This window comes from Kineosporia succinea (genome assembly GCF_030811555.1).
GTDB lineage: Bacteria > Actinomycetota > Actinomycetes > Actinomycetales > Kineosporiaceae > Kineosporia > Kineosporia succinea.
Map to the genome: position 1 here is coordinate 4,884,872 of NZ_JAUSQZ010000001.1, position 18,805 is coordinate 4,903,676.

Here is an 18,805-nt window from a genome sequence, read left to right on the forward strand (position 1 = left end):
CCCCCATCTGCCCTGAAATCATGGTGACCGTGACCCTCAACGCCCCCGACGTCGCGCAGACCCGCAACCGGGTCGCCTCCCACCTGGTCGGCCGCGAGCACGAGCTCGAGCTGATCCTCTCGGCCGTGGCCGCGGGCCGCGACCTGGTGCTCGAGGGCCCGCCCGGCACCGGCAAGACCACCCTGCTGCGCGCGATCGCCGACGAGTGGGGCATCCCGCTGTTCTACGTCGAGGGCAACGCCGACCTGACCCCGGCCAAGCTGGTCGGGCACCACAACCCGGCGCGGGTGCTGAAAGAGGACTACACCGAAGACAATTTCGTGGCCGGGCCGCTGCTCGAGGCGATGCGCCAGGGCGGGTTCCTGTACCTCGAGGAGTTCAACCGCGCTCCCGACGACACCCTGAACACGCTGCTGGCGGCGCTGGCCGAGCGGCGTATCGCGGTGCCGCGGGTGGGCGAGGTGAGGGCCGTGCCGACGTTCCGGCTGATCGCGTCGATGAACCCGTACGACAACGTGGGCACCACCCGGCTCTCCACGTCGATCACCGACCGGCTGTGCCGTCTGGCGGTGAACTACCAGGACGAGGCCGCCGAGATCGGCATCGTCGACCTGCGCACCTCGGGCGGCGGCAAGCTCGGTGACCTGCTGGTGCACGACGCGGTCTGGGTGGGCCGCGCCACGCGCCGGCACCCGCACCTGCGCCAGGGCAGCAGTGTGCGCGGCGCGATCGACGTGGTGCTCATCGCCAACCAGCTCGCGGCCATGCGCGGCGTGACCCGGGCCGAGGACTCGACCACCCGCCTCGACCCCGGGAGTGCCTACCCCCAGGTCGTTCTCGATGCCATGACGGTGGCGCTGTCGGGACGCGTGCACCTCGACGAGGCCTCCGACACCACGCCCGAGCGCGTCGTGCGCGAGATCTGGGAAGACCGCTTCATTCTCACCCCGGCCGCGGCCGAGCCAGGTTGAAGAGCGGTCGACGCGGACTCCCCGGTCGAGAAGCCGGGGCAGTCCCGTCGAGCGAAACGGCCGCTGAAACGCCGGCCCAAGGCCCTGAACGCCGAGCCGATGGTCTTCAGCATCTCCGAGAAAGGCGGCGGGCCGGTGCTTCAGGCCCTCGGCCGGGGGACGAAGGCGGCGGCGAAGGCGTTCACCAAGGGGTCGGGGGCGCCCGGGGAGACGGACGACACCGGCGAGGTCGTGCCGCTGGAACCGGACGACGACCCGGTCGAGAACGAGGTGAAGCAGCGGGCCCGGCAGATCGCCGCGCGCCTGTCGCTGCACCGTCCGCCGCACGGCACTGGGCGGCGCCGCGGCACGGGTGAACTGGTGAGCGTGCGCTACCGCGAGGGCGCCGACGACATCGACCTCGACCGCACGCTGGAAGTGCTGGCCGAGAAGCCCTTTCCGCAGGACGAGGACATCGTCGTGCGGGAGCGGGTGCGCCGGCGCCGGTCGGTCGAGGTGGTCGTGGACGTGTCCGGCTCGATGAAGGGCGAGCGCATCCGCACCGCCGCGGCGACGGTGGGCGCGCTGGCCGGTGAGCTGGGCAACGACGACGTGGGCGTGATCGCGTTCTGGTCGGACGTGTCGATCCTGCTGCCGCTGGGCAAGCCGTTCGTGGCCTCGGCCCTGCTCGACGACCTCCTCAAGCTGCCCGCGAAAGGCCTGACCAACGTCGGGTTCCCGCTGCAGCTGGCGGCCGCGGAGCTGTCGCGGCGGCCGAACCCGGAGGCCCGGGTGCTGCTGCTGTCGGACTGCGTGCACAACGCCGGGCCCGATCCGCGCGGCCCGGCCGCCCTTCTCCCGCGGCTCGACGTGCTGCTCGACGCGTCGGGGGAGAAGGACGAGCAACTGGGACGGGAGCTGGCCGCGGTCGGGCGGGGGCGGATGTTCACGATCCGCGACCACCGGCAGGTGGCGCCGGCGCTGTCGCAGATCTTCCGGTCGTGAAGGTCGTGAAGGTCGTGAAGGTCGTGAAGGTCGTGGAGTCCGGGAGGTCGGGAGGCGGCTCGTCCTCCCTCAGGGGACGAGCCGGGTGCGCACCGCGTAGATCAGCGCCCCCAGCGCCAGCACCGCCAGACCGCTGACCACACTCACGACCGGCAGGGCGAAGGCGACCACGACGCACCCCACGAGACCCACGACCGGGACGAACCGGCGTCCCAGCGTACAGGCGGAAGCATTGGCCACGGCGTAGTAGACGAGCACGCCGAACGACGAGAACCCGATCGCCGCACGCAGATCCACGGTCGCGGCGAGCACCGCGACCACCACTCCCACGGCCAGCTCGGCGCGGTGGGGCACGTGGTAGCGCGGGTGCACGGCCGCGAGCGCGGGCGGCAGGTGGTGGTCGCGGGCCATGGCCAGGGTGGTGCGGGAGACGCCGAGCACGAGCGCGAGCAGCGAACCCAGGGCGGCAACGGCGGCACCCACCTTCACCACCGGCACCAGGGCGGGATGGCCGGCGGCGCGCACGGCGTCGGTGAGGGGCTCGGTGGAGGCGGCGAGCTCGGCGGGCGTGAGCACCGACAGCACGGCCAGCGCCACGGTCGCGTAGACGACCAGGGTGATGCCCAGAGCGATCCGCACGGCGCGGGGAATGGTGCGGGCCGGGTCGCGAACCTCCTCGCCGAGCGTGGCGATGCGCGCGTAGCCGGCGAAGGCGAAGAAGAGCAGCCCGGCGGCCTGGAGCAGGTTGCCGTCCGTCGGTGCGGTCTGGAGGGGGGACGTGGTGGTCGCGGCGGTCAGGCAGCTCACCACCACGGCGGCGAGGGTGGCGAGGACGATCGCCACGATGATCCGGGTGGCCAGCGCCGATTTCTGCACGCCCCGGAGATTCACCGTGGTCAGGGCGACGACCGCCGCGACCGCCACGGCGTGCGCCTGTTCCGGCCAGACGTAGGCGCCGACGGTGTAGGCCATGGCCGCGCCGGAGGCGGTCTTGCCGACGACGAACGCCCACCCGGCCAGGTAGCCCCAGAACGGGCCGAGCCGTTCGCGTCCGTACACGTAGGTGCCGCCGGAGGCCGGGTAGAGGGCGGCCAGGCGGGCCGAGGAGGTGGCGTTGCAGTAGGCCACCACCGCGGCGATGAGCAGGCCGATCAGCAGGCCGGAGCCGGCGGCGGACGCGGCGGGGGCGAGCGCGGCGAAGACGCCGGCCCCGATCATCGCGCCGAGGCCGATCATCACGGCGTCGGACAGGCCGAGACGCCTTACCAGAGCAGTGGTCACCGGCCGACGCTAGCCCCGGCAGGTGTACGGAAAGTGACGCGGCGTAGATTCCCCGTCGTGTCGTACTTCGACCTGGCCGCCATGACGAGCCCACAGATCGCCGAGCACGCCGCGGCCGGCGGCATTCTCGTCGTCCCGATCGGCTCGACCGAGCAGCACGGCCCCCACCTGCCACTGGGCACCGACCGCGACGTCGCGGTGGCCGTCGCCCGGCGCCTGGCCGAGCGGATGCCACAGGTCGCGCTGGCCCCGGCCATCGGCTACGGCTCGAGCGGGGAGCACGCCGGTTTCGCGGGCACGATCTCGATCGGGCAGGAGGCCCTCGAGTTCATGCTGCTCGAGCTGGGGCGCTCGGCCGGGGAGACCTACCGGCGGCAGGTGTACGTGAACGCGCACGGCGGCAACGCGGTGCCCGCGGTGCGGGCCGTGCGCAAGCTGCGGGCCGAGTCCCGCGACGTTCTGCTGTGGATGGCGACGTGGGACGGTGACGCGCACGCCGGTCGCACCGAGACCTCGCTGCAGCTGGCCCTGCACCCGGAGCTGGTCTACGAGGAGCTGGCCGAGGCGGGCAACACCACGCCGGTGCGCGAGCTGATCTCCGCGCTCCGCGCCGGTGGGCTCAGGGCGGTGACGGAGAACGGGGTGCTCGGCGACCCGGCCGGTGCCTCGGCCGAGGAGGGCGAGCGGCTGGTGCAGCGCCTCGTCGACGGGCTGCACACGCAGGTCGTGGCCTGGGATCCGCCGTACGGCAAGCTGGGCGCATAGGCTGGGTCCGTGACGTCGACGGGGCACGTTCAGGGACTGCCGGTGGGCATGCCGGTCGAGCTCGATCCGGAAGTCGTGGTCAAGCCCGACGGAACCGTCTTCGGGGGGTCACCCGCCCGCCTGTACCGCCTCAATCCGGCCGGGCAGGAGGCGTTCTCGCAACTGCGGGCCGGTTCGGTGACGACCGCCGCGGCCTCGAAGCTGGCCCGCCGGTTCTCCGACGCCGGTCTGGTGCACCCGGTGCGTGAGGGGCTGCCTGAAGACGCGCGGGGCGAGCGGGCGGGCACGGTCACCGTGGTCGTCCCGGTGCGGGACCGGGCGGCCGAACTCGACCGCTGCCTGAGCGGCCTGGCCGCCGGCACGCAGAAGGCCGTGGCCGAGGTCGTGGTGGTGGACGACGCGTCGGAGGATCCCCTCGCGGTCGCCGAGGTGGTGCGCAGGCACGGTGCACGGCTGATCGCGCGGCGGGTCAACGGCGGGCCCGGACCGGCCCGCAACATCGCGCTGCGGTCGGTGAACACGCCGCTGGTCGCGTTCCTGGACTCGGACTGCCTGCCGCCCGCCGACTGGATCGACGCGCTGGCCGGGCATTTCGACGACCCGCTGCTGGCCGCGGTGGCGCCCCGGATCGTGGCCGGGGGCAGCATCGGCACGTCGCTGGCCGAGCGGTTCGCGGCCGCGCGCCCGGTGCTCGACCTGGGGGCGCTGCCGGCCCGGGTGGCGCCGATGAGCCGGGTCTCGTACCTGCCCACGGCCGCGCTGCTGCTGCGGGTCTCGGCGCTGAAAGACGTGTCCGGACCGGCCGGGTTCGACGAGGCGCTGCGCTACGGCGAGGACGTCGACCTGGTCTGGCGGCTGCTCGAGGCCGGCTGGCGGGTGCGCTACGACCCGTCGGTGCAGATCGGGCACGAGGAGCCGGCCGGCTGGAAGTCGCTGCTGCGCAGGCGGTTCGCCTACGGCACGTCGGCCGCGAAGCTCGAGGAGCGGCACCCGGGGCAGGTGGCGCCGTTGGTGATGGTGGCCGCGCCCGTCTCCACGGTGACGGCCCTGCTGGCGCGCCGTCCGCTGCTGGCCGCCGCCACGTTCGCGGCGGGCTACGCCGACACCCGGCTGGCCCTGAAGAAGGCCGGCAGCAGCGGTGACGACCTGCTGAAACCGCTGGCTGTGGGTGTGCGCGAGACGTTCTTCGGCATGGGGCGCTGGACCTCGCAGTTCGCGCTCCCGGCCGCGGCGGTCCTGGCCCTCGTTCCCGGGCCGCAACGAAAGGGCCGCCTGCTGGCGGCTCTTGCCCTCACCGCCGCGTCCCCCGTTCGGGAGTGGCTGCGGTTGCGACCCGACATCGACCCGGTGCGCTGGAGCATGGCGGTGCTGCTCGACGATGCGGCCTACGGCGCCGGGGTGTGGGCGGGCAGCCTGAGGGCCGGGCACGTGCGGGCCGTGCGGCCGACCTGGAAGTGGCGGCTGCTGGGGTCGGTGAGCAAGCCACCGACCCCCGGGCCGCAGGCCCGGTGAGCCCGTCGTTCAGCCGACCAGTTCGGCCTTGTCCCGCGCCACCTTGGCGTCGTGGTGGCGGCCCAGCTTCTCGTACACGTCACCCAGCGCCACGAGCACCTGACCGAGCACGTCGGGGTGGTCGGCCAGCACCGCGGTGGCCCGCTCCATCAACGGCAGGGCCTCGGCCTCGCGGCCGTTGTTGAACAGGACTCCCGCCGCGAGCATCAGCGCGCGCCCGGCCGGGACGTCCTCCCCGATCTCCAGGAACTCCGCGGCGGCCTGCTGTGCGACCTGCACGGCGTCGTCGTGGTGGTCCGAGCCCAGCGCCCGCGCCAGCGAGTCGAGCAGGTCGGCGTGCTCGAACGCGGCGGCCGGGTGCTCGTCGGCGGCGGCCCGCGCGGCCCGGTCGAGGGCCTCGCGCAGCACGTCGGCGGCCTGGTCGTCGTCGTCGGCCAGACTCAGCGCCCGCCCGTGCATGTGCATCGACCGCACCAGCCACATCGGGTCTTCTTCTTCCAGGTGCCGGGCCGACTCGACCGCCCCGGCCATCACCGCGATCCCGTCCTCGTCACCGGCGTCGGTCATCAGCTCACCCAGCGACAGCGCCGCCCGGGTGGCCAGCAGCCAGTCCTCACCCTTCGAGGCCAGGGCCACGGCGTCGCGGTAGGCGTCGAGCGCGTCCTGGTACTCCTGCATCGCGACCGCCCCGGCGCCGATCCGGCGCAGCGTCTCGGCCCGCTCGGAGTCGCTCGCCCCGGTCTCGGTCTGACGCCGCAGCACCACCCGGGCCTCCTCCACGCCCTCCTCGGCGCGGCCCAGGGCCTGCAGCAGCGTGCCCAGCTCGAGCCGCGCCGAGAGTTCCTGCGGCAGCTCGGCCAGCGCGGCCTCCCGGATCGCGATCCGCCAGCGTTCGATCGCGAGGTCGGCCTTGCCCGCGTCCTGGGCCAGGTGCGCGCCGAGAATCGCCGTGGTGGAGGCCCATTCGCGTGCGCCCAGGCGCAGCCCGATCGCCAGGCTGGCGTCGGCGGCGGCCAGGCCGGCGTCGAACTGCTCGTCCGCGCCCAGCAGCTGGGCCTTGGTGCGCAGCAGTGCCGCGCGCTTGCCCCGGCCCCTGCCCTGCTCCAGCTCCGGGTCGCCCAGTGCGGTGTCGGTCAGCGCCAGCGCCGCGTCGAGACCGTCGTCGCTCGCGGCCTCGAAGATCGCGGCCAGGGTCTCGTCGCTCTCCCCGGCGGCCTCGAGACGGGCCTTCAGACCGGCGATCTCGGCGATCTGGGCGGCGGTCAGCGGCTCCCCGCCGGGGGAGTCGCCGAGCCCGTCGACGGCCGCGACGACCTGCCGCGCCTGACCTCGCTCGTCCATCGAGAGCAGGTCGGCGGCCATGGTCAGACGGCCGGTGAGGTCGTCGGGCAGCGCGGCCGGACCGGCGTCGGTGGCCACCCGGGTCGCGCCGACCGGCAGGTCGTAGGAGACCTCGGCGAGCGCGTCGTCGGCCTTCAGACGGGAGGCGTACCAGGTGTTCCCGTTGCGCTCGTCGAACTTCGCGGCCAGGTCCTCGGCGGCCCGGCGGGCGGCCCGGCGCAGCGACGCCACGGTCCACGGCTCGTCGCGCCCGCCGAACAGGCCGGCCAGCTTGGGATCGGCGGCGGCGCTCACGGTCTGGGCGTCCGCCCCGGCGCGCTCGGCCGCGGCCAGCAGCACCGCGGCGGCGCTCAGCGCGTCGAAGTGCGCCTCGGCGTTCAGGCCGTCGTGCACCAGCCAGCCCAGGTGGCGTTCGAGGATCTCCAGGCCGCGTGCCTCGTTGCCGGTGACGGCGCAGAACCGCAGGTGCTGGGCGATCATCGGCAGGTGGTCGGCGTTGGTGCGGGCCATCCGGTAGCCGCGCAGGTGCATCTGGCGGGCCTCGTCGAGGCGCCCGGCCCGCAGGGCGGGCAGCAGGGCCTGGGCGATGGTGTTCTCCGGCTCGTCGCCGCAGGTCATGCCCGCCTCGAGGATCTCGTCGGCGAGGGCCAGGCCGTCGGCGTCCTTGCCGATGGCGTAGTGGTACTCGGCCTCCTCGGCGCGCACACAGGTCTCGCAGTGGCTGTAGTTGTCGCGGGGCGTGCGCTTGAGTTCACCGAGCCAGGTGCCGGCCTCGTCGAGACGGCCCTGACCGGTCGCGGCCTGGAAGCGGGCCTGCAGCACCCCCGAGACGCCCACGCCCTCCTTGACGTACTGCTGCTCCATCGCCTCGATCGCCGACTCCACGTCGGCCAGCGAGAACAGCGGGCTGCCCATCAGCGAGCTGACCACGTGCTTGTGGTACCAGAGCAGGTCGAAACCACCGACCCGGAGCGGGAAACGCACGGGATCGGCGGCGTTGCGGCCCACGCACCAGGCGAACGCCGACAGCTGGGCGTCGGTGTCACCGAGCATGCTGGCCGAGGGGAGCAGACGCAGCCGGGCCTCGTAGCCCTTCTCGTCGAGCCCGTGCTCGTCGGCCAGCGCGATCGCCTCGTCGATCAGGGCGCGTTCGGCCGGGCCGAAGGGCGTGACGTCGATCTCCTCGAAGAGGGTCGCGATGCGGTCCTCGGCGCTGTCCATGGCGGTGATGCTCCTTGCTCTGTCGTGGGTGGCGCTCGGTCGGACGCCGGCCCCGGTCGTCGTGGTTCAGCCCTGGTCGTCCGGTTCGGCCCACATCGTCGTTCCGGCCCCCGGTTCTCGTGCGTGGTCAGGTCGTCGTCTCAGTCCCCGGTCGTCGTCTCAGCCCAGGTCGTCGATGAAGGCCAGGTCGCCGTACTGATCCTGCCGCACCCGCTCGACCCGGGCGGCGGTCGCCCGGGCGTCGGCGGTGCGCCCGAGCCGTTCGTAGGCGGCGGCCAGGCCGGTCAGGCACTCCAGCAGCAGGTTCGGCCGTTCGCGCAGCAGCGGTTCGGCCTGGCGCAGCAGGGGGAGTGCCTCACCGGAACGGCCCGCGCCGGTGAGCAGGCTCGCCGCCAGCACCAGGGCCCGGCCCGCCTCGGGTTCCGCGTGGATCGAGCGGAACGCGTCGGCCGACTCCCGGGCCGTGCTCACGGCCTCGTCGAGCCGGTCTTCCTTCTCACCGATGGTACGGGCCAGGGAGTCGAGGATGTCGGCGTGCTCGAACACCACGGCCGGGTTCAGCCCGGCCAGCGGGTTCGAGGCCTCGCGCAGCGCCTCGCGCAGCACCGCCTCGGCCGGCTCGACCCCGGCGATCTGGGCCAGGGCCTGACCGAGCAGGTGCTCGGCCTTCACCAGCGACAGCGAGTCACTGGCCCGGCGCGAGGACTCGACCGCCCCGGCCAGCACGTTGAGCGAGTCGCGGTCGCGGCGGTCGAACAGCAGGGTGCCCAGCGCCATGCCGTAGCGGGTGGTGGCGGCCCAGTCGCCGGTGTTCGAGGCCAGGGCCACGGCGTTACGGTAGCTGTCGCGGGCGCCGTCGCCGTCGAACTGCGCGGCCAGGGCCTGCCCGAGCAGGTAGTGCGCCTCGGCCAGTTCGCCGGCCGGGGCCCCGGCGGCGCGCAGCCGGGCGATGGCCTCCTCGATCTCGAGCGTGCCCTCGTCGGGTTCACCGGCGCGGCACAGCGCGGCGCCCAGCTCGAGCCGGAACGCGGCCTCACCGGCCAGTTCACCGGCCGCGGCCTCGCGCACGGCGGTGCGGCAGTACTCGACGGCGGCGTCGTCCTGCCCGACGGTGGTGGCCGCCAGCGACGCGAGACGGGCTGCGGCCACGGACAGTTCGCGGTCGCCCAGGGCCAGGCCCGCGTTCAGTGCCTCCTGGGCGCTGGTCAGGGCCAGCCCCGGTTCGTCGGAGGCCAGGCGGCGTTCGGTCTCGGCCTTCAGCAGGGCCGCGCGGGCACGCAGGTCGCCCTCGTCCTCCATGGCGATCGGGACGGCGGCCGGGAGGGTGGGGCGCGTGGCCAGCGGCACGTCGTGGCAGGTCTCGAGCAGCGCGATGTCGGCCTCGAGCAGGCCGGTGTGGAACGCGTTGCCGTTGCGCGCGTCGAACGCGGCCGCGATCGCGGCGGCCCGCTCGTAGGCCACGTGCATGAGATCGTTCACGGTCCAGGGGGTTTCGCGGCGGCCGAAGAACGGTTCGAGCGAGATGGCGGACGCGGTGGTCACCACCTGCTCACCGGCTCCGGCACGCCCGGCGGCCCGCAGCAGCACCACGGCGGCCGACAGCACGTCGAGGTGGCCGCGGGCGTTCAGGCCGTCGTGGGAGAGCCAGCGCACGTGCTGCTCGAGGATCTCCAGACCGCGCGCCTCGTTGCCGGTGACGGCGCAGAAGCGCAGGTGCTGCGCGATCATCCGCAGGTTGTCGGGGTTTCCGCGGGCGGCCCGGTAGCCGCGCAGGTGGGCGCGGCGGGCATCGGCCGGGCGCCCGGCGCGCAGCAGTGGCAGCAGGGCGTGGGCGAGCGTGTTGGCCGGTTCGGCACCGCAGGTCAGGTCGAGTTCGAGCACCTCGTCGGCCAGACGCAGGCCGCCCTCGTCGTCACCGGTGGCGTAGAGGTGCTCGGCCTCCTGGGCGCGGGAACAGGCGGCGCAGTGGCTGTACCGGTCGCGGGGCAGGCGCTTGGCCGCGGCCAGCATGCCGGCGGCGCGGTCGGGACGGCCCATCGCGAAGACGGCCTGGAACCGGGCCTGCCACACCCCGGACAGGCCCACGCCGGCCCGGTTGTAGGCGTCGGCCATCGCGTCGAGGGCCGCGTCGACGTCGTCGAGGGTGAACAGCGGGCTGCCCATCAGCGCGCCGACCACGTGCTTGTGGAACCACAGCAGGTCGTGCTCGCCGACGCGCTGCGGAAACCGCTGCGGGTCGGACTGGTTGCGGCCCACGCACCAGGCGAACGCGGACAGCTGGGCGTCGGTGTCACCGTCCCGGTTGGCCGCGGCGAGCAGGCGCAGCCGGGCGGCGTAGCCGAGCTCGTCGAGACCCTCGGCGTCGGCCAGGGTGACGGCCTCGTCGATGAGCAGACGTCCGGCGGGGCCGGGCCCGGCGGCGTCGATCCGGGTGAGCAGCTCGTCGAGGCGCTTCCGGGCGGCGCTCACCGGCCCACCCGTCCGTCCCGACGCGTCCGTCCTTCTCGGTGCGTCCGTCCGCCCGGACGCACCGACCCGACGGGCCCCACCCACCCGGCCCGGCGCGTCCGTTCGCCCTCTGACGCCCAGGCAGCCCGCAGCGAGGGTGACGCCGGCAGCGTCACCCTTCGCATCGTCCGTGATCGTCGAGGTCCGCAATCATCCCGCTGACTCCTTGGGTTTCTTCGCCGTCGAAAAGAAGGGTCCTACGGGGACGAACCAGCCGGCTACCGCGCTTCTTCCTTCAGCCCGCGGATCTGCTCGGACATCTCCTCGGCGGCCTTGGCGTCATCGGTGCGGCCCAGCTGGGCGTAGGTCGCGGCCAGGATGTCGAGGCAGCCGACCAGGTGCTCGGGCTCGCCGGCCAGCACCGCGGTGGCCCGCTCCAGGTAGGGCACCGCGTCGGCCGGGCGGTCGGCCGAGGTCAGCAGGCGCGCGGCCAGCGTGAGTGAGCGGCCGGCCTCGACCTTGGCGCTGATGTTGGAGTAGGTGTCGGCCGAGTTCTGCGCGTGCTCGACCGCCTCGTCGACCCGCGTGGTGTCGACCCCGCTGATCAGCACGGCCAGGGCGTGCAGCACCTCGGCCCGCGCGGCGCTGACGGCCGGGTGCTCGGACGCCGGCGGCGTGGAGGCCAGCTGCACGGCCTCTTTCAGCACCTCCTCGGCGCCGGGCACGTCACCGGCGCGACCGCGGGCGCGGCCCAGCAGGTGCAGCGAGTCGATCAGGCCGAGCAGGTCACCGTGCGGCTGCCGGGGCGGCTCGACGATGACGATCGGCTCACCGGCGGCGGCCTCGGTCAGTGCCAGCCGGTACAGGTCGGCGGCCTCCTGATAGCGGTGCAGCTCCAGGGTGGCCTGCGCGGCGGTGCGCGACAGCTGCACGCAGAAGCCGTGGGCGCCCAGGTCGAGACCGATCTTCAGGGCGTCTTCCGCGGTGTTGAGCATGTCCTCGAGCTGCCCGGCGCCGGCCAGCATCCAGGCCTTGGCCCGCAGCAGCGCCGCCACCTGGCCGCGGTTGAGACCCGGGTTCTCCAGCGCCGAGTCGACGACCGAGGCCACCTTCAGCGGCTCCATGTCGTCGGGCACGGCCACCACCGGCGCCAGGGCCTCGTCGAGCTCCGGCGGGTCTTCCCGCCGGGCCCGGGCCTGCCGCAGCCGCTCGTTCTGCTCGTCGGTGAAGGTCGTCTTCAGCAGCATCCGGCGCGTCGCGATCAGGTCGAGCAGCTGCCCGGCCAGACCGAACTCCTCGAGCACGAGGAGACATTCCACGCGGTCCAGCAGGACGTCCGTGTCGATGGACCGTGCCGACTTGCCGTCGGTGCGGCTCGTGGTCGTGTTCATGATCAGTTCTCCCCGGGGGCGTCCGGCAGTTCGCCGAGGTCTGCCCCCAGCCCGGCACTCAGGTGCACGATGTCGGTCAGCGCGTCGGTGAGCGAAGCCCGCTCGACCGCGCGGAGGGGGCGGTGTGCAGCCAGCAGGGCCTGCACGTGCACCACCCTCACGGTACGGGCCAGCAACAGATCGTCATCGCTCTCGGCCAGTGCCCGTACCAGCCGGTTGCGCCAGTTCAGGCAGAGCTGGCCGGCGGCGCCGACCGGTTCTGCCTGGTCCTGGGGGGTGGAGTCGTGGGCGTCGTCGATGCGCTGCAGAATCGACGCCCACATACCGCTCCCGGCCTCCTTGGCGCGCTGCCGCTGCAGCCGGCGCAGGACCCCGGCGTCGGCGATGTGCAGTGCGGGGAGGGTGTCGGGAGCGAACGACCGCACGAGGACCGTGCAGTCGAGATCTTGGAGAGCGGCCTCGGCCCGGGCCTGCAGGCGCTGGGCGGACGGCCGCTCGGCCAGCGGCGGCACGTCGAGCGAGGCCAGCTCGTCGGTGATGGTGACCGTCTCGACCACGGTGCCGGGGATCAGGTCGGGCAGGCGCCGCAGGATGTCGGAGTCGTAGACGTAGCCGCCGTTGATCACCGGGGCGTCGGGCCGGGCGATCGCCGCGATCTGGCGGAACTCGTCGACCGTCTCGGCGAAGCGCAGCGGCCCGCCGCGGCGCAGCAGCTCGCGGTAGGTGGTCTGGCCGTTGCTGGTCTCGATCGGCAGCCAGGGCACGATGAAACCGGCCAGCTCGTCGTCGTGCAGCACCAGCGAGCGCAGCGCCAGGTGGTGCACGCTGAGGAAGGTGCTCAGGCGCACCGGGTCGCGGTTGGCCATCGTGGCCACCCAGCGGCGCAGGGCGGCGCCGAGCTCGGCCCGGGTCTCCTCGAGCGCGTCGTCTTGAATCAGCGCCTCGCGGCTGGCCGTGGGCCGCAGCCCGGTGGTGTCGACCACGCAGCGGGCGAAGAACGCCCATTCGGGCAGCAGGTCGTCGGCCCGTTCGGACAGCAACATGCCGCGCAGGTAGACACGGGTGGCCTGGCGGGCCCCGGGGGAGGGGGCGAAGGGCAGCACGAAGGCGGTGCCGCGGGTGCCGGTGGCGGGCACGTGCAGCGGGATCGCGTCGAGCGGGTCGGCGCCGATCAGGTCGCGGCCCAGCGCCATCAGCTCGGGCGAGGGGTGCGTGAACGGGTGCGCGAACAGCGGTTCGGCGCTGACGGTCTGCTCGCCCCCGCCGGGCAGGTCGACACGCACGGGCACCGGCAGGTAGGCGCCGAAGCGGGTGGCCAGATCGAGGACGCCGGTGGCGGAGGTGAGGTCGCCCTCGCCCGGGCGGGGTTTCAGGTGGACCTGGGTGCCGACCTCGATCGGGGTGTCGAGGGGCAGCTCGCGCACGGTGAAGGTGCCGTCGGCGCTGCCGATCCACTCCACCGGGGCCTCGCCGCCGGCGCTGCGGCTCAGGACCCGGATGTCGTCGCTGACCATGAAGCAGCTGAGCAGGCCGATGCCGAACTGGCCGAGCCGGTCGGTGCGGGGCAGGTCGAGCACGTCGCGCTTGGAGCTGCGCCCGACCGTGGCCAGGAGCTCGCCGACCTCGGCGGCGGTGAGGCCGATGCCGTTGTCGGTGAAGACGAGGCTCTCGCCGGGGGTGATCCGGATCGCCCCGGGGGGTGCGCCGGGCACCGCCTGACGCGCGGTGATCGCGTCGACACCGTTCTGCAACAGCTCACGCAGATACACCTGCGGGCCGGAGTAGATGCTGCGGCTCAGCAGGTCGACGATGCCGCGCAGGTCGACCTGGAAGGGCCGGGACGCGGGCGGCTCGGGGTGGGCGGGCACCTGCGAAAGCCTAGGGGGTCGACGGGGTTTGTCCGAAACCGCCAGGGGTATGAAATCTGCCGGTTTCGGTCACGGTTGCTCACACAGTGGAGTGCCCGGCGGAAACCAGTGCGGTGAACTGGTTTCCGCCGGGCCGACGAGGGGTGCTACACGGCCTTCGTGAGCGGCGTGACACCGAGCGAACGGGTGAACCCGTCCGGCACGATCAGGTCGTCGGCGGTCAGGTCGTGGATCGAGGAGTGACCGAGACCCAGCACGGCGGAGTCGATACCGCCGCGCAGGATGTCGATGACGTTCTCGACGCCGGCCTGGCCGTTGGCGGCGAGGCCCCACAGGTACGCGCGGCCGATCATCACGGCCTTCGCGCCCAGGGCCACGGCCTTGACCACGTCGGAGCCGCGGCGGATGCCGCCGTCGAGCACGACCTCGATGTCGTTGCCGACCGCCTCGGCGATCGCGGGCAGGGCCCGGATCGGCGCCGGGGTGCCGTCGAGGTTGTTGCCGCCGTGGTTGGAGACCGAGATGGCGGTGACGCCGGCGTCGCGGGCGCGCTTCGCGTCGTCCACCCGCATGACGCCCTTGAGCATGAACTCCCCGCCCCACTGCTCACGCAGCCAGGCGATGTCGTCCCAGGTCGGGAGCGGGGTGCCGTACCACTCGCCGTAGGCGCCGAAGAAGGTCGGGGCCGGGCCGCCGCCCGCGGGGGCGAGGTTCGGCGTGGTCAGGTCGGGGATCTTGCCGGTCTTGCCGAACTCCAGCAGCCACTTCGGGCGGCGCAGCACCTCGGGGGCGAACTTGATCGCCGTCTTCAGGTCGACCTTCGACGGGATCTCGGGGGAGCCCCAGTCGCGGCCCATCGAGAACGACCAGTCGGTGGTCATGATCAGGCCCTTGGCCCCGGCGGCGCGGGCGCGCTCCATGCGCTGCACCAGGACCTCACGGGTGCCGACCCAGTACATCTGGAAGAACGTCTTGTCGTTGACCGCCGCCACGTCCTCGATGGAGCGGCTGGCGAACGAGCTCAGGCCCATCGTGATGCCGCGGTTGGCGGCGGCCCGGGCCACGGCCACCTCACCCTCGGGGTGCACGGCCTGCACACCGGTGGGGGAGATCATCACCGGCAGGGCGAGGTCCTGGCCCATCACGGACGTGCTGAGCTCGCGGGTCTGCGACAGACCGGCCACGTGCGGGGCGAAACCGAGCTCACCGAACGCGTTCAGGTTGTCGTCGACGGTCAGGCCACGCTCGGAACCCGCGACGAGGGCCATGTAGACGGACTTGGGCAGCCGCTTCTTCGCGCGCCGCTGGGCCTCGGCGACCGTCTCGAACCATGGATTGGCCATATGTGTTCTCTCCTCTTCGAGAGGTCCGGCGCCGACTCGCTGAAGGTCTGATCGACCGCCTGACCTTGGTCCTATATTGGCACGTGGTGACAATATAGCGAAACCTGAAAGGCTGACCCGGTGAATCCCTGGTTCGAGAGCGTGGCCGAGGCCCAGCGGCGCGCCGCCCGCCGGCTGCCCGACCCCGTCTACAAGGCGTTGCTGGCCGGGTCCGAACGCGGGCTCACGATCGAGGACAACCAGCGGGCCTTCGCCGAGCTCGGGTTCGCGCCGCACGTGGCCGGACTTGCTTCGGTGCGATCGTCGGAAACCACCGTGATGGGCCAGGAACTCTCGATGCCCGTGCTCATCTCGCCCACCGGGGTGCAGGCGGTGCACCCTCTGGGCGAGGTCGCGGTCGCCCGCGCGGCTGCCTCGCGCGGCATCGTCATGGGTCTGTCGACCTTCGCGAGCCGGTCGATCGAGGACGTGGTGGCCGCCGGGGCGCCCACGCTTTTCCAGACGAGCTGGACGGGTTCGCGCGCACACCTCCTGGCCGGGCTCGAGCGCGCGGCGGCCGCCGGGGCGGTGGGGCTCGTGCTCACCCTCAACTGGTCGTTCTCCGAGGGCCGCGACTGGGGTTCGCCCGCGATCCCCACGCGGATCGACCTGCCCACCGCCGTGCGTCTCGCACCGGCCGTGCTGCGCCGCCCGCGCTGGCTGGCCTCGTGGGTGCGCGCCGGGCAGCTGCCCGACCTGACCGTGCCCAACCTGGCCGGGCCGGGCGAGCGGGTCCCGACCTTCTTCGAGGCGTACGGCACCTGGAAGAACACCCCACCGCCGACCTGGGACGACATCGCCTGGCTGCGCTCGCAGTGGGACGGGCCGTTCCTGGTCAAGGGGATCACGCGGGCGGACGACGCCCTGAGGGCCGTGGACGCCGGGGCCACGGCGATCTCGGTGTCCAACCACGGTGGTAACAACCTGGACACCGAGCGCGCGTCGATCCGGAGCCTGCCCGCCGTCGCGGCGGCGGTGGGGGATCAGGTGGAGGTGCTCCTGGACGGCGGGATCCGGCGCGGGTCCGACGTGGTCAAGGCGCTGGCGCTGGGAGCCCGGGCGGTGCTGATCGGGCGGGCCTACCTGTGGGGGCTGGCGGCGAACGGGCAGGCCGGGGTGGAGAACGTGCTCGATGTCCTGCGCGGCGGGATCGACTCCGCGGTGCTGGGTCTCGGGCACTCGTCGGTGCGGGACCTGAGTGCCGGCGACCTGATCGTGCCGAAGGGATTCAGCAGCCCGGGCCGATGATGTCTCGGGTGCTTCAAGTGCTTCAGCGCTCCGGCCGGGATGCTGGTCGCCGCTGTCGTCCCGGCCCGGAACCCGGGCGCCGTCGGTGACCCGACGCGTCTCTCATGGTGGTTGTGAGGGTTTCGATCAGGGGACGACGGTGACCGGGCAGGTCGCGTTGCGCACCAGGTGCACGGCGAGGGATCCGACGAAGCGGTGGCCGGCCTGCTTGGAGGCGCCCACGATGATGCCGTCGGCCCGGCGTTCCTTGGCGATCTGGCTCAGGGCCTGGAACGGGCTGCCGGTGCACTCGATCAGCTCGGCGTCGAGCGGGGGACCGGGCTCGTCGGCCAGGAGGGTCATCTCGTGGCGGAGCTCGGCGGCCACTTCGTCTTCGGCCTCCTCGATGGCGGCGGTGCCCGGGCCGGGGGCGAAGGCCGTCATCGTGCTCAGCTGACGCACGTAGACCATGATCAGGTACGCGTCGGAGCGCCGGGCCAGCCCGACGGCGTAGGCGCGGGCGCGCAGCGAGCTCTCCGAGCCGTCGACGCCGACCAGCATGGTCGGGCGCTTGCGAGGGGTCTCGGGAGAGGGGTCCGGAATGTCCGAGCCAGACATGGCGCAACTCTATCCGGGTGTGGGGGGCAAGATTGTCGTACCCGGCGGGTAGAACTGTGGGTATGAGAACGCGGCCGGTGATCCTGCATCTGGATCTCGACGCGTTCTTCTCCGCCGTCGAGCAACTGCACAAGCCGTCGCTGCGGGGCAAGCCGGTCATCGTGGGTGGAACCGGCCGTCGCGGTGTGGTTTCCACCGCGTCCTACGAGGCCCGCAAGTTCGGGGTCGGCTCGGCGATGTCGATCGTCGAGGCGCGTCGCCGCTGCCCCAATGCCGCCTATCTCACACCCCGGTTCCAGGCCTACCGGGCGGCGTCCCGCCTGGTGATGGGGCATCTGGCCGAGTTGTCGCCGCTGGTCGAGCAGATGTCGGTCGACGAGGCCTACGTCGACCTGACGCCCACGATGCCCGACATCGACGTCGAGGGCGTCACCGAACTCGCACAGAGCGTGCGCCGCCGCATCCGCGAGACCACCGGGCTCACCGCGTCCGTCGGCGCGGGCACCAGCAAACTGATCGCCAAGATCGGCTCCGACCTCAACAAGCCCGACGGGCTCACCGTGGTCGCGCCCGGCACTGAGCGCGAGCTGCTGGCCTCGATGCCGGTGCGCAAGCTGCCCGGCATCGGCCCGGCCACGCAGGAGCGGCTGCACAAATACGGCATGCACACGGTCGGCGAGGTCGCGGCCGCCACCGAGAAAGAGATCATCGGCATCCTCGGTCAGGCCCAGGGCGCCGCCGTGCACCAGCACTCGCTGGGCATCGACAACCGTGAGCTCGAGCCCGACCGCGACGCCAAGTCCGTCTCCGCCGAAGAGACCTTCTCCACCGACCTGACCGACCGTCGCGAGCTGATGGCCCACGCCCGTCGCATGGCCGAGAAGGTCGTCGGCCGCATCACCAAAGACGGCCTGTGTGCCCGCACCATCACGATCAAGGTGCGCAGCTACGACTTCAGCACGATCACCCGCTCGTTCACGCTCGACCAGCCCACCGACTCGCTGAACAAGATCATGGCCAGCATCCGTCACCTGCTCGACGCCGTCGACGTCAGCGACGGCGTGCGCCTGCTCGGCGTCGGCGTCGCCGGCCTCACCGACTTCGCCCAGACCGACCTGCTGGCCGACCTTCTCGCCGAACTGGGCGACGACCCCGACGAGCAGCTCCCCGGCGCGGTGACCGGGATGATCACGGCCGGGGCAGCGCCGGCACCTCAATCGGCCCTGACCACCATGGATCGGGACTCGGGCGATCAGACCCACGATGCGACGCCGAGTGTGCCCGGTGCAGCGGCAAGGTCGACGGCCAAGTCGACGGCCAGGCCGGCGGCTGGGGCGATGGCCAGGCCGGTGCCCGCCGGTGCGGCCGGGGTGGTGCCGGGTGAGGTGGCCGGGGTGGTGCCGGGTGAGGCGGCCGTGTCGGTGGCCGAGGGCACGACGGGCGACGGCGTGCTGGTGCTGTCGCGGCTGGCGGACGTCGCGCCCGAGGTGTCGGGCGGCGCCGAAGAGGCCTACGGCAACAAGGGCTTCGGGTGGACGGCGGAGTTGCGTGAACCCCGCCCACCCGACCTGGGGGTGCCCGAGTGGCGGCCCGGTCAGGACATCGTGCACGCCGAGCGGGGAGCGGGCTGGGTGCAGGGCACCGGTCTGGGACGCGTGACGGTTCGCTTCGAGGGTCCCCACACCGGTCCGGGCCCGATCAAGACCTTCCGGGTGGACGACCCCGACCTGGCCCCCGGCGAACCCCCCGTCTGGACCCAGCCGGCCCCCGATCCGGCCGACAGCCCCGCCTGATCG

13 protein-coding genes are annotated in these 18,805 nt (G+C 73.0%); 6 read left to right on the top strand and 7 right to left on the bottom strand.

What is annotated here, in order from left to right; all coding sequences use genetic code 11:
* The first annotated feature begins 20 nt into the window (after positions 1-20).
* Positions 21-971 (top strand): AAA family ATPase, encoded by a 951-nt coding sequence (locus J2S57_RS21265; RefSeq protein ID WP_307245729.1) that lies wholly within the window; start codon positions 21-23, stop codon positions 969-971.
* 99 nt (positions 972-1,070) lie between these two features.
* A complete protein-coding gene (locus tag J2S57_RS21270) occupies positions 1,071-1,955 on the top strand; it encodes a vWA domain-containing protein (protein WP_370882493.1) in 885 nt (294 codons plus the stop codon).
* A 69-nt stretch (positions 1,956-2,024) separates the two neighbouring features.
* Here J2S57_RS21270 and J2S57_RS21275 read toward each other — a convergent pair whose 3' ends face one another.
* Positions 2,025-3,236, bottom strand: coding sequence for an APC family permease (locus J2S57_RS21275; protein ID WP_307245733.1), 1,212 nt, complete (start codon positions 3,234-3,236; stop codon positions 2,025-2,027).
* Positions 3,237-3,293: 57 nt separating this feature from the next.
* Here J2S57_RS21275 and mftE point away from each other — a divergent pair, with 57 nt between their 5' ends.
* Positions 3,294-4,001 carry a mycofactocin biosynthesis peptidyl-dipeptidase MftE gene (mftE, locus tag J2S57_RS21280; RefSeq protein WP_307245735.1) on the top strand — a complete coding sequence of 236 codons (708 nt, stop codon included), beginning with the start codon at positions 3,294-3,296 and terminating at the stop codon, positions 3,999-4,001.
* A gap of 9 nt (positions 4,002-4,010) precedes the next feature.
* Complete coding sequence (gene mftF / locus J2S57_RS21285) at positions 4,011-5,513, top strand: mycofactocin biosynthesis glycosyltransferase MftF (RefSeq protein ID WP_307245738.1); 1,503 nt, start codon at positions 4,011-4,013, stop codon at positions 5,511-5,513.
* 9 nt (positions 5,514-5,522) lie between these two features.
* Here mftF and J2S57_RS21290 read toward each other — a convergent pair whose 3' ends face one another.
* The 5 genes from J2S57_RS21290 to mftD (J2S57_RS21310) all read right to left on the bottom strand — a co-directional run bounded on the left by J2S57_RS21290 (position 5,523) and on the right by mftD (J2S57_RS21310) (position 15,125).
* Positions 5,523-8,075 carry a hypothetical protein gene (locus tag J2S57_RS21290; RefSeq protein ID WP_307245739.1) on the bottom strand — a complete coding sequence of 851 codons (2,553 nt, stop codon included), beginning with the start codon at positions 8,073-8,075 and terminating at the stop codon, positions 5,523-5,525.
* Positions 8,076-8,234: 159 nt separating this feature from the next.
* Positions 8,235-10,544, bottom strand: a complete 2,310-nt coding sequence (locus J2S57_RS21295; protein ID WP_307245741.1) for a tetratricopeptide repeat protein — start codon at positions 10,542-10,544, stop codon at positions 8,235-8,237.
* Positions 10,545-10,801: 257 nt separating this feature from the next.
* On the bottom strand, positions 10,802-11,914 hold the full coding sequence (locus J2S57_RS21300; RefSeq protein WP_307245743.1) for a tetratricopeptide repeat protein: 1,113 nt from the start codon (positions 11,912-11,914) through the stop codon (positions 10,802-10,804).
* A gap of 2 nt (positions 11,915-11,916) precedes the next feature.
* Entirely contained in the window at positions 11,917-13,782 is a 1,866-nt protein-coding gene (locus J2S57_RS21305) for an HSP90 family protein (protein ID WP_307245745.1), read from the bottom strand.
* Positions 13,783-13,928: 146 nt separating this feature from the next.
* The gene (mftD, locus tag J2S57_RS21310) at positions 13,929-15,125 is read right to left on the bottom strand and encodes a pre-mycofactocin synthase MftD (protein WP_307245747.1); all 1,197 of its coding nucleotides are present in this window, start codon (positions 15,123-15,125) and stop codon (positions 13,929-13,931) included.
* A 120-nt stretch (positions 15,126-15,245) separates the two neighbouring features.
* Between mftD (J2S57_RS21310) and mftD (J2S57_RS21315) the strand changes: the two genes are divergently transcribed.
* Complete coding sequence (gene mftD / locus J2S57_RS21315) at positions 15,246-16,412, top strand: pre-mycofactocin synthase MftD (protein WP_307245748.1); 1,167 nt, start codon at positions 15,246-15,248, stop codon at positions 16,410-16,412.
* Between the two features lie 126 nt (positions 16,413-16,538).
* On the opposite strand, the gene J2S57_RS21320 is transcribed toward mftD (J2S57_RS21315), so the two are convergent.
* Positions 16,539-17,009: a universal stress protein gene (locus J2S57_RS21320; RefSeq protein WP_307245750.1), complete on the bottom strand. Its 471-nt coding sequence runs from the start codon at positions 17,007-17,009 to the stop codon at positions 16,539-16,541.
* 62 nt (positions 17,010-17,071) lie between these two features.
* On the opposite strand from J2S57_RS21320, the gene J2S57_RS21325 reads away from it, so the two are divergent.
* Positions 17,072-18,802 (top strand): DNA polymerase IV, encoded by a 1,731-nt coding sequence (locus J2S57_RS21325; RefSeq protein WP_307245752.1) that lies wholly within the window; start codon positions 17,072-17,074, stop codon positions 18,800-18,802.
* Positions 18,803-18,805 lie beyond the last annotated feature (3 nt).

Bases quoted from the DNA above. Each gene is read 5' to 3' on its own strand.
- J2S57_RS21270 (WP_370882493.1), top strand. From the start codon at position 1,071: ATGGTCTTCAGCATCTCCGAGAAAGGCGGCGGGCCGGTGCTTCAGGCC.
- J2S57_RS21290 (WP_307245739.1), bottom strand. From the start codon at position 8,075: ATGGACAGCGCCGAGGACCGCATCGCGACCCTCTTCGAGGAGATCGAC.
- J2S57_RS21320 (WP_307245750.1), bottom strand. From the start codon at position 17,009: ATGTCTGGCTCGGACATTCCGGACCCCTCTCCCGAGACCCCTCGCAAG.
- mftD (WP_307245747.1), bottom strand. From the start codon at position 15,125: ATGGCCAATCCATGGTTCGAGACGGTCGCCGAGGCCCAGCGGCGCGCG.
- J2S57_RS21325 (WP_307245752.1), top strand. From the start codon at position 17,072: ATGAGAACGCGGCCGGTGATCCTGCATCTGGATCTCGACGCGTTCTTC.
- J2S57_RS21265 (WP_307245729.1), top strand. From the start codon at position 21: ATGGTGACCGTGACCCTCAACGCCCCCGACGTCGCGCAGACCCGCAAC.
- J2S57_RS21300 (WP_307245743.1), bottom strand. From the start codon at position 11,914: ATGAACACGACCACGAGCCGCACCGACGGCAAGTCGGCACGGTCCATC.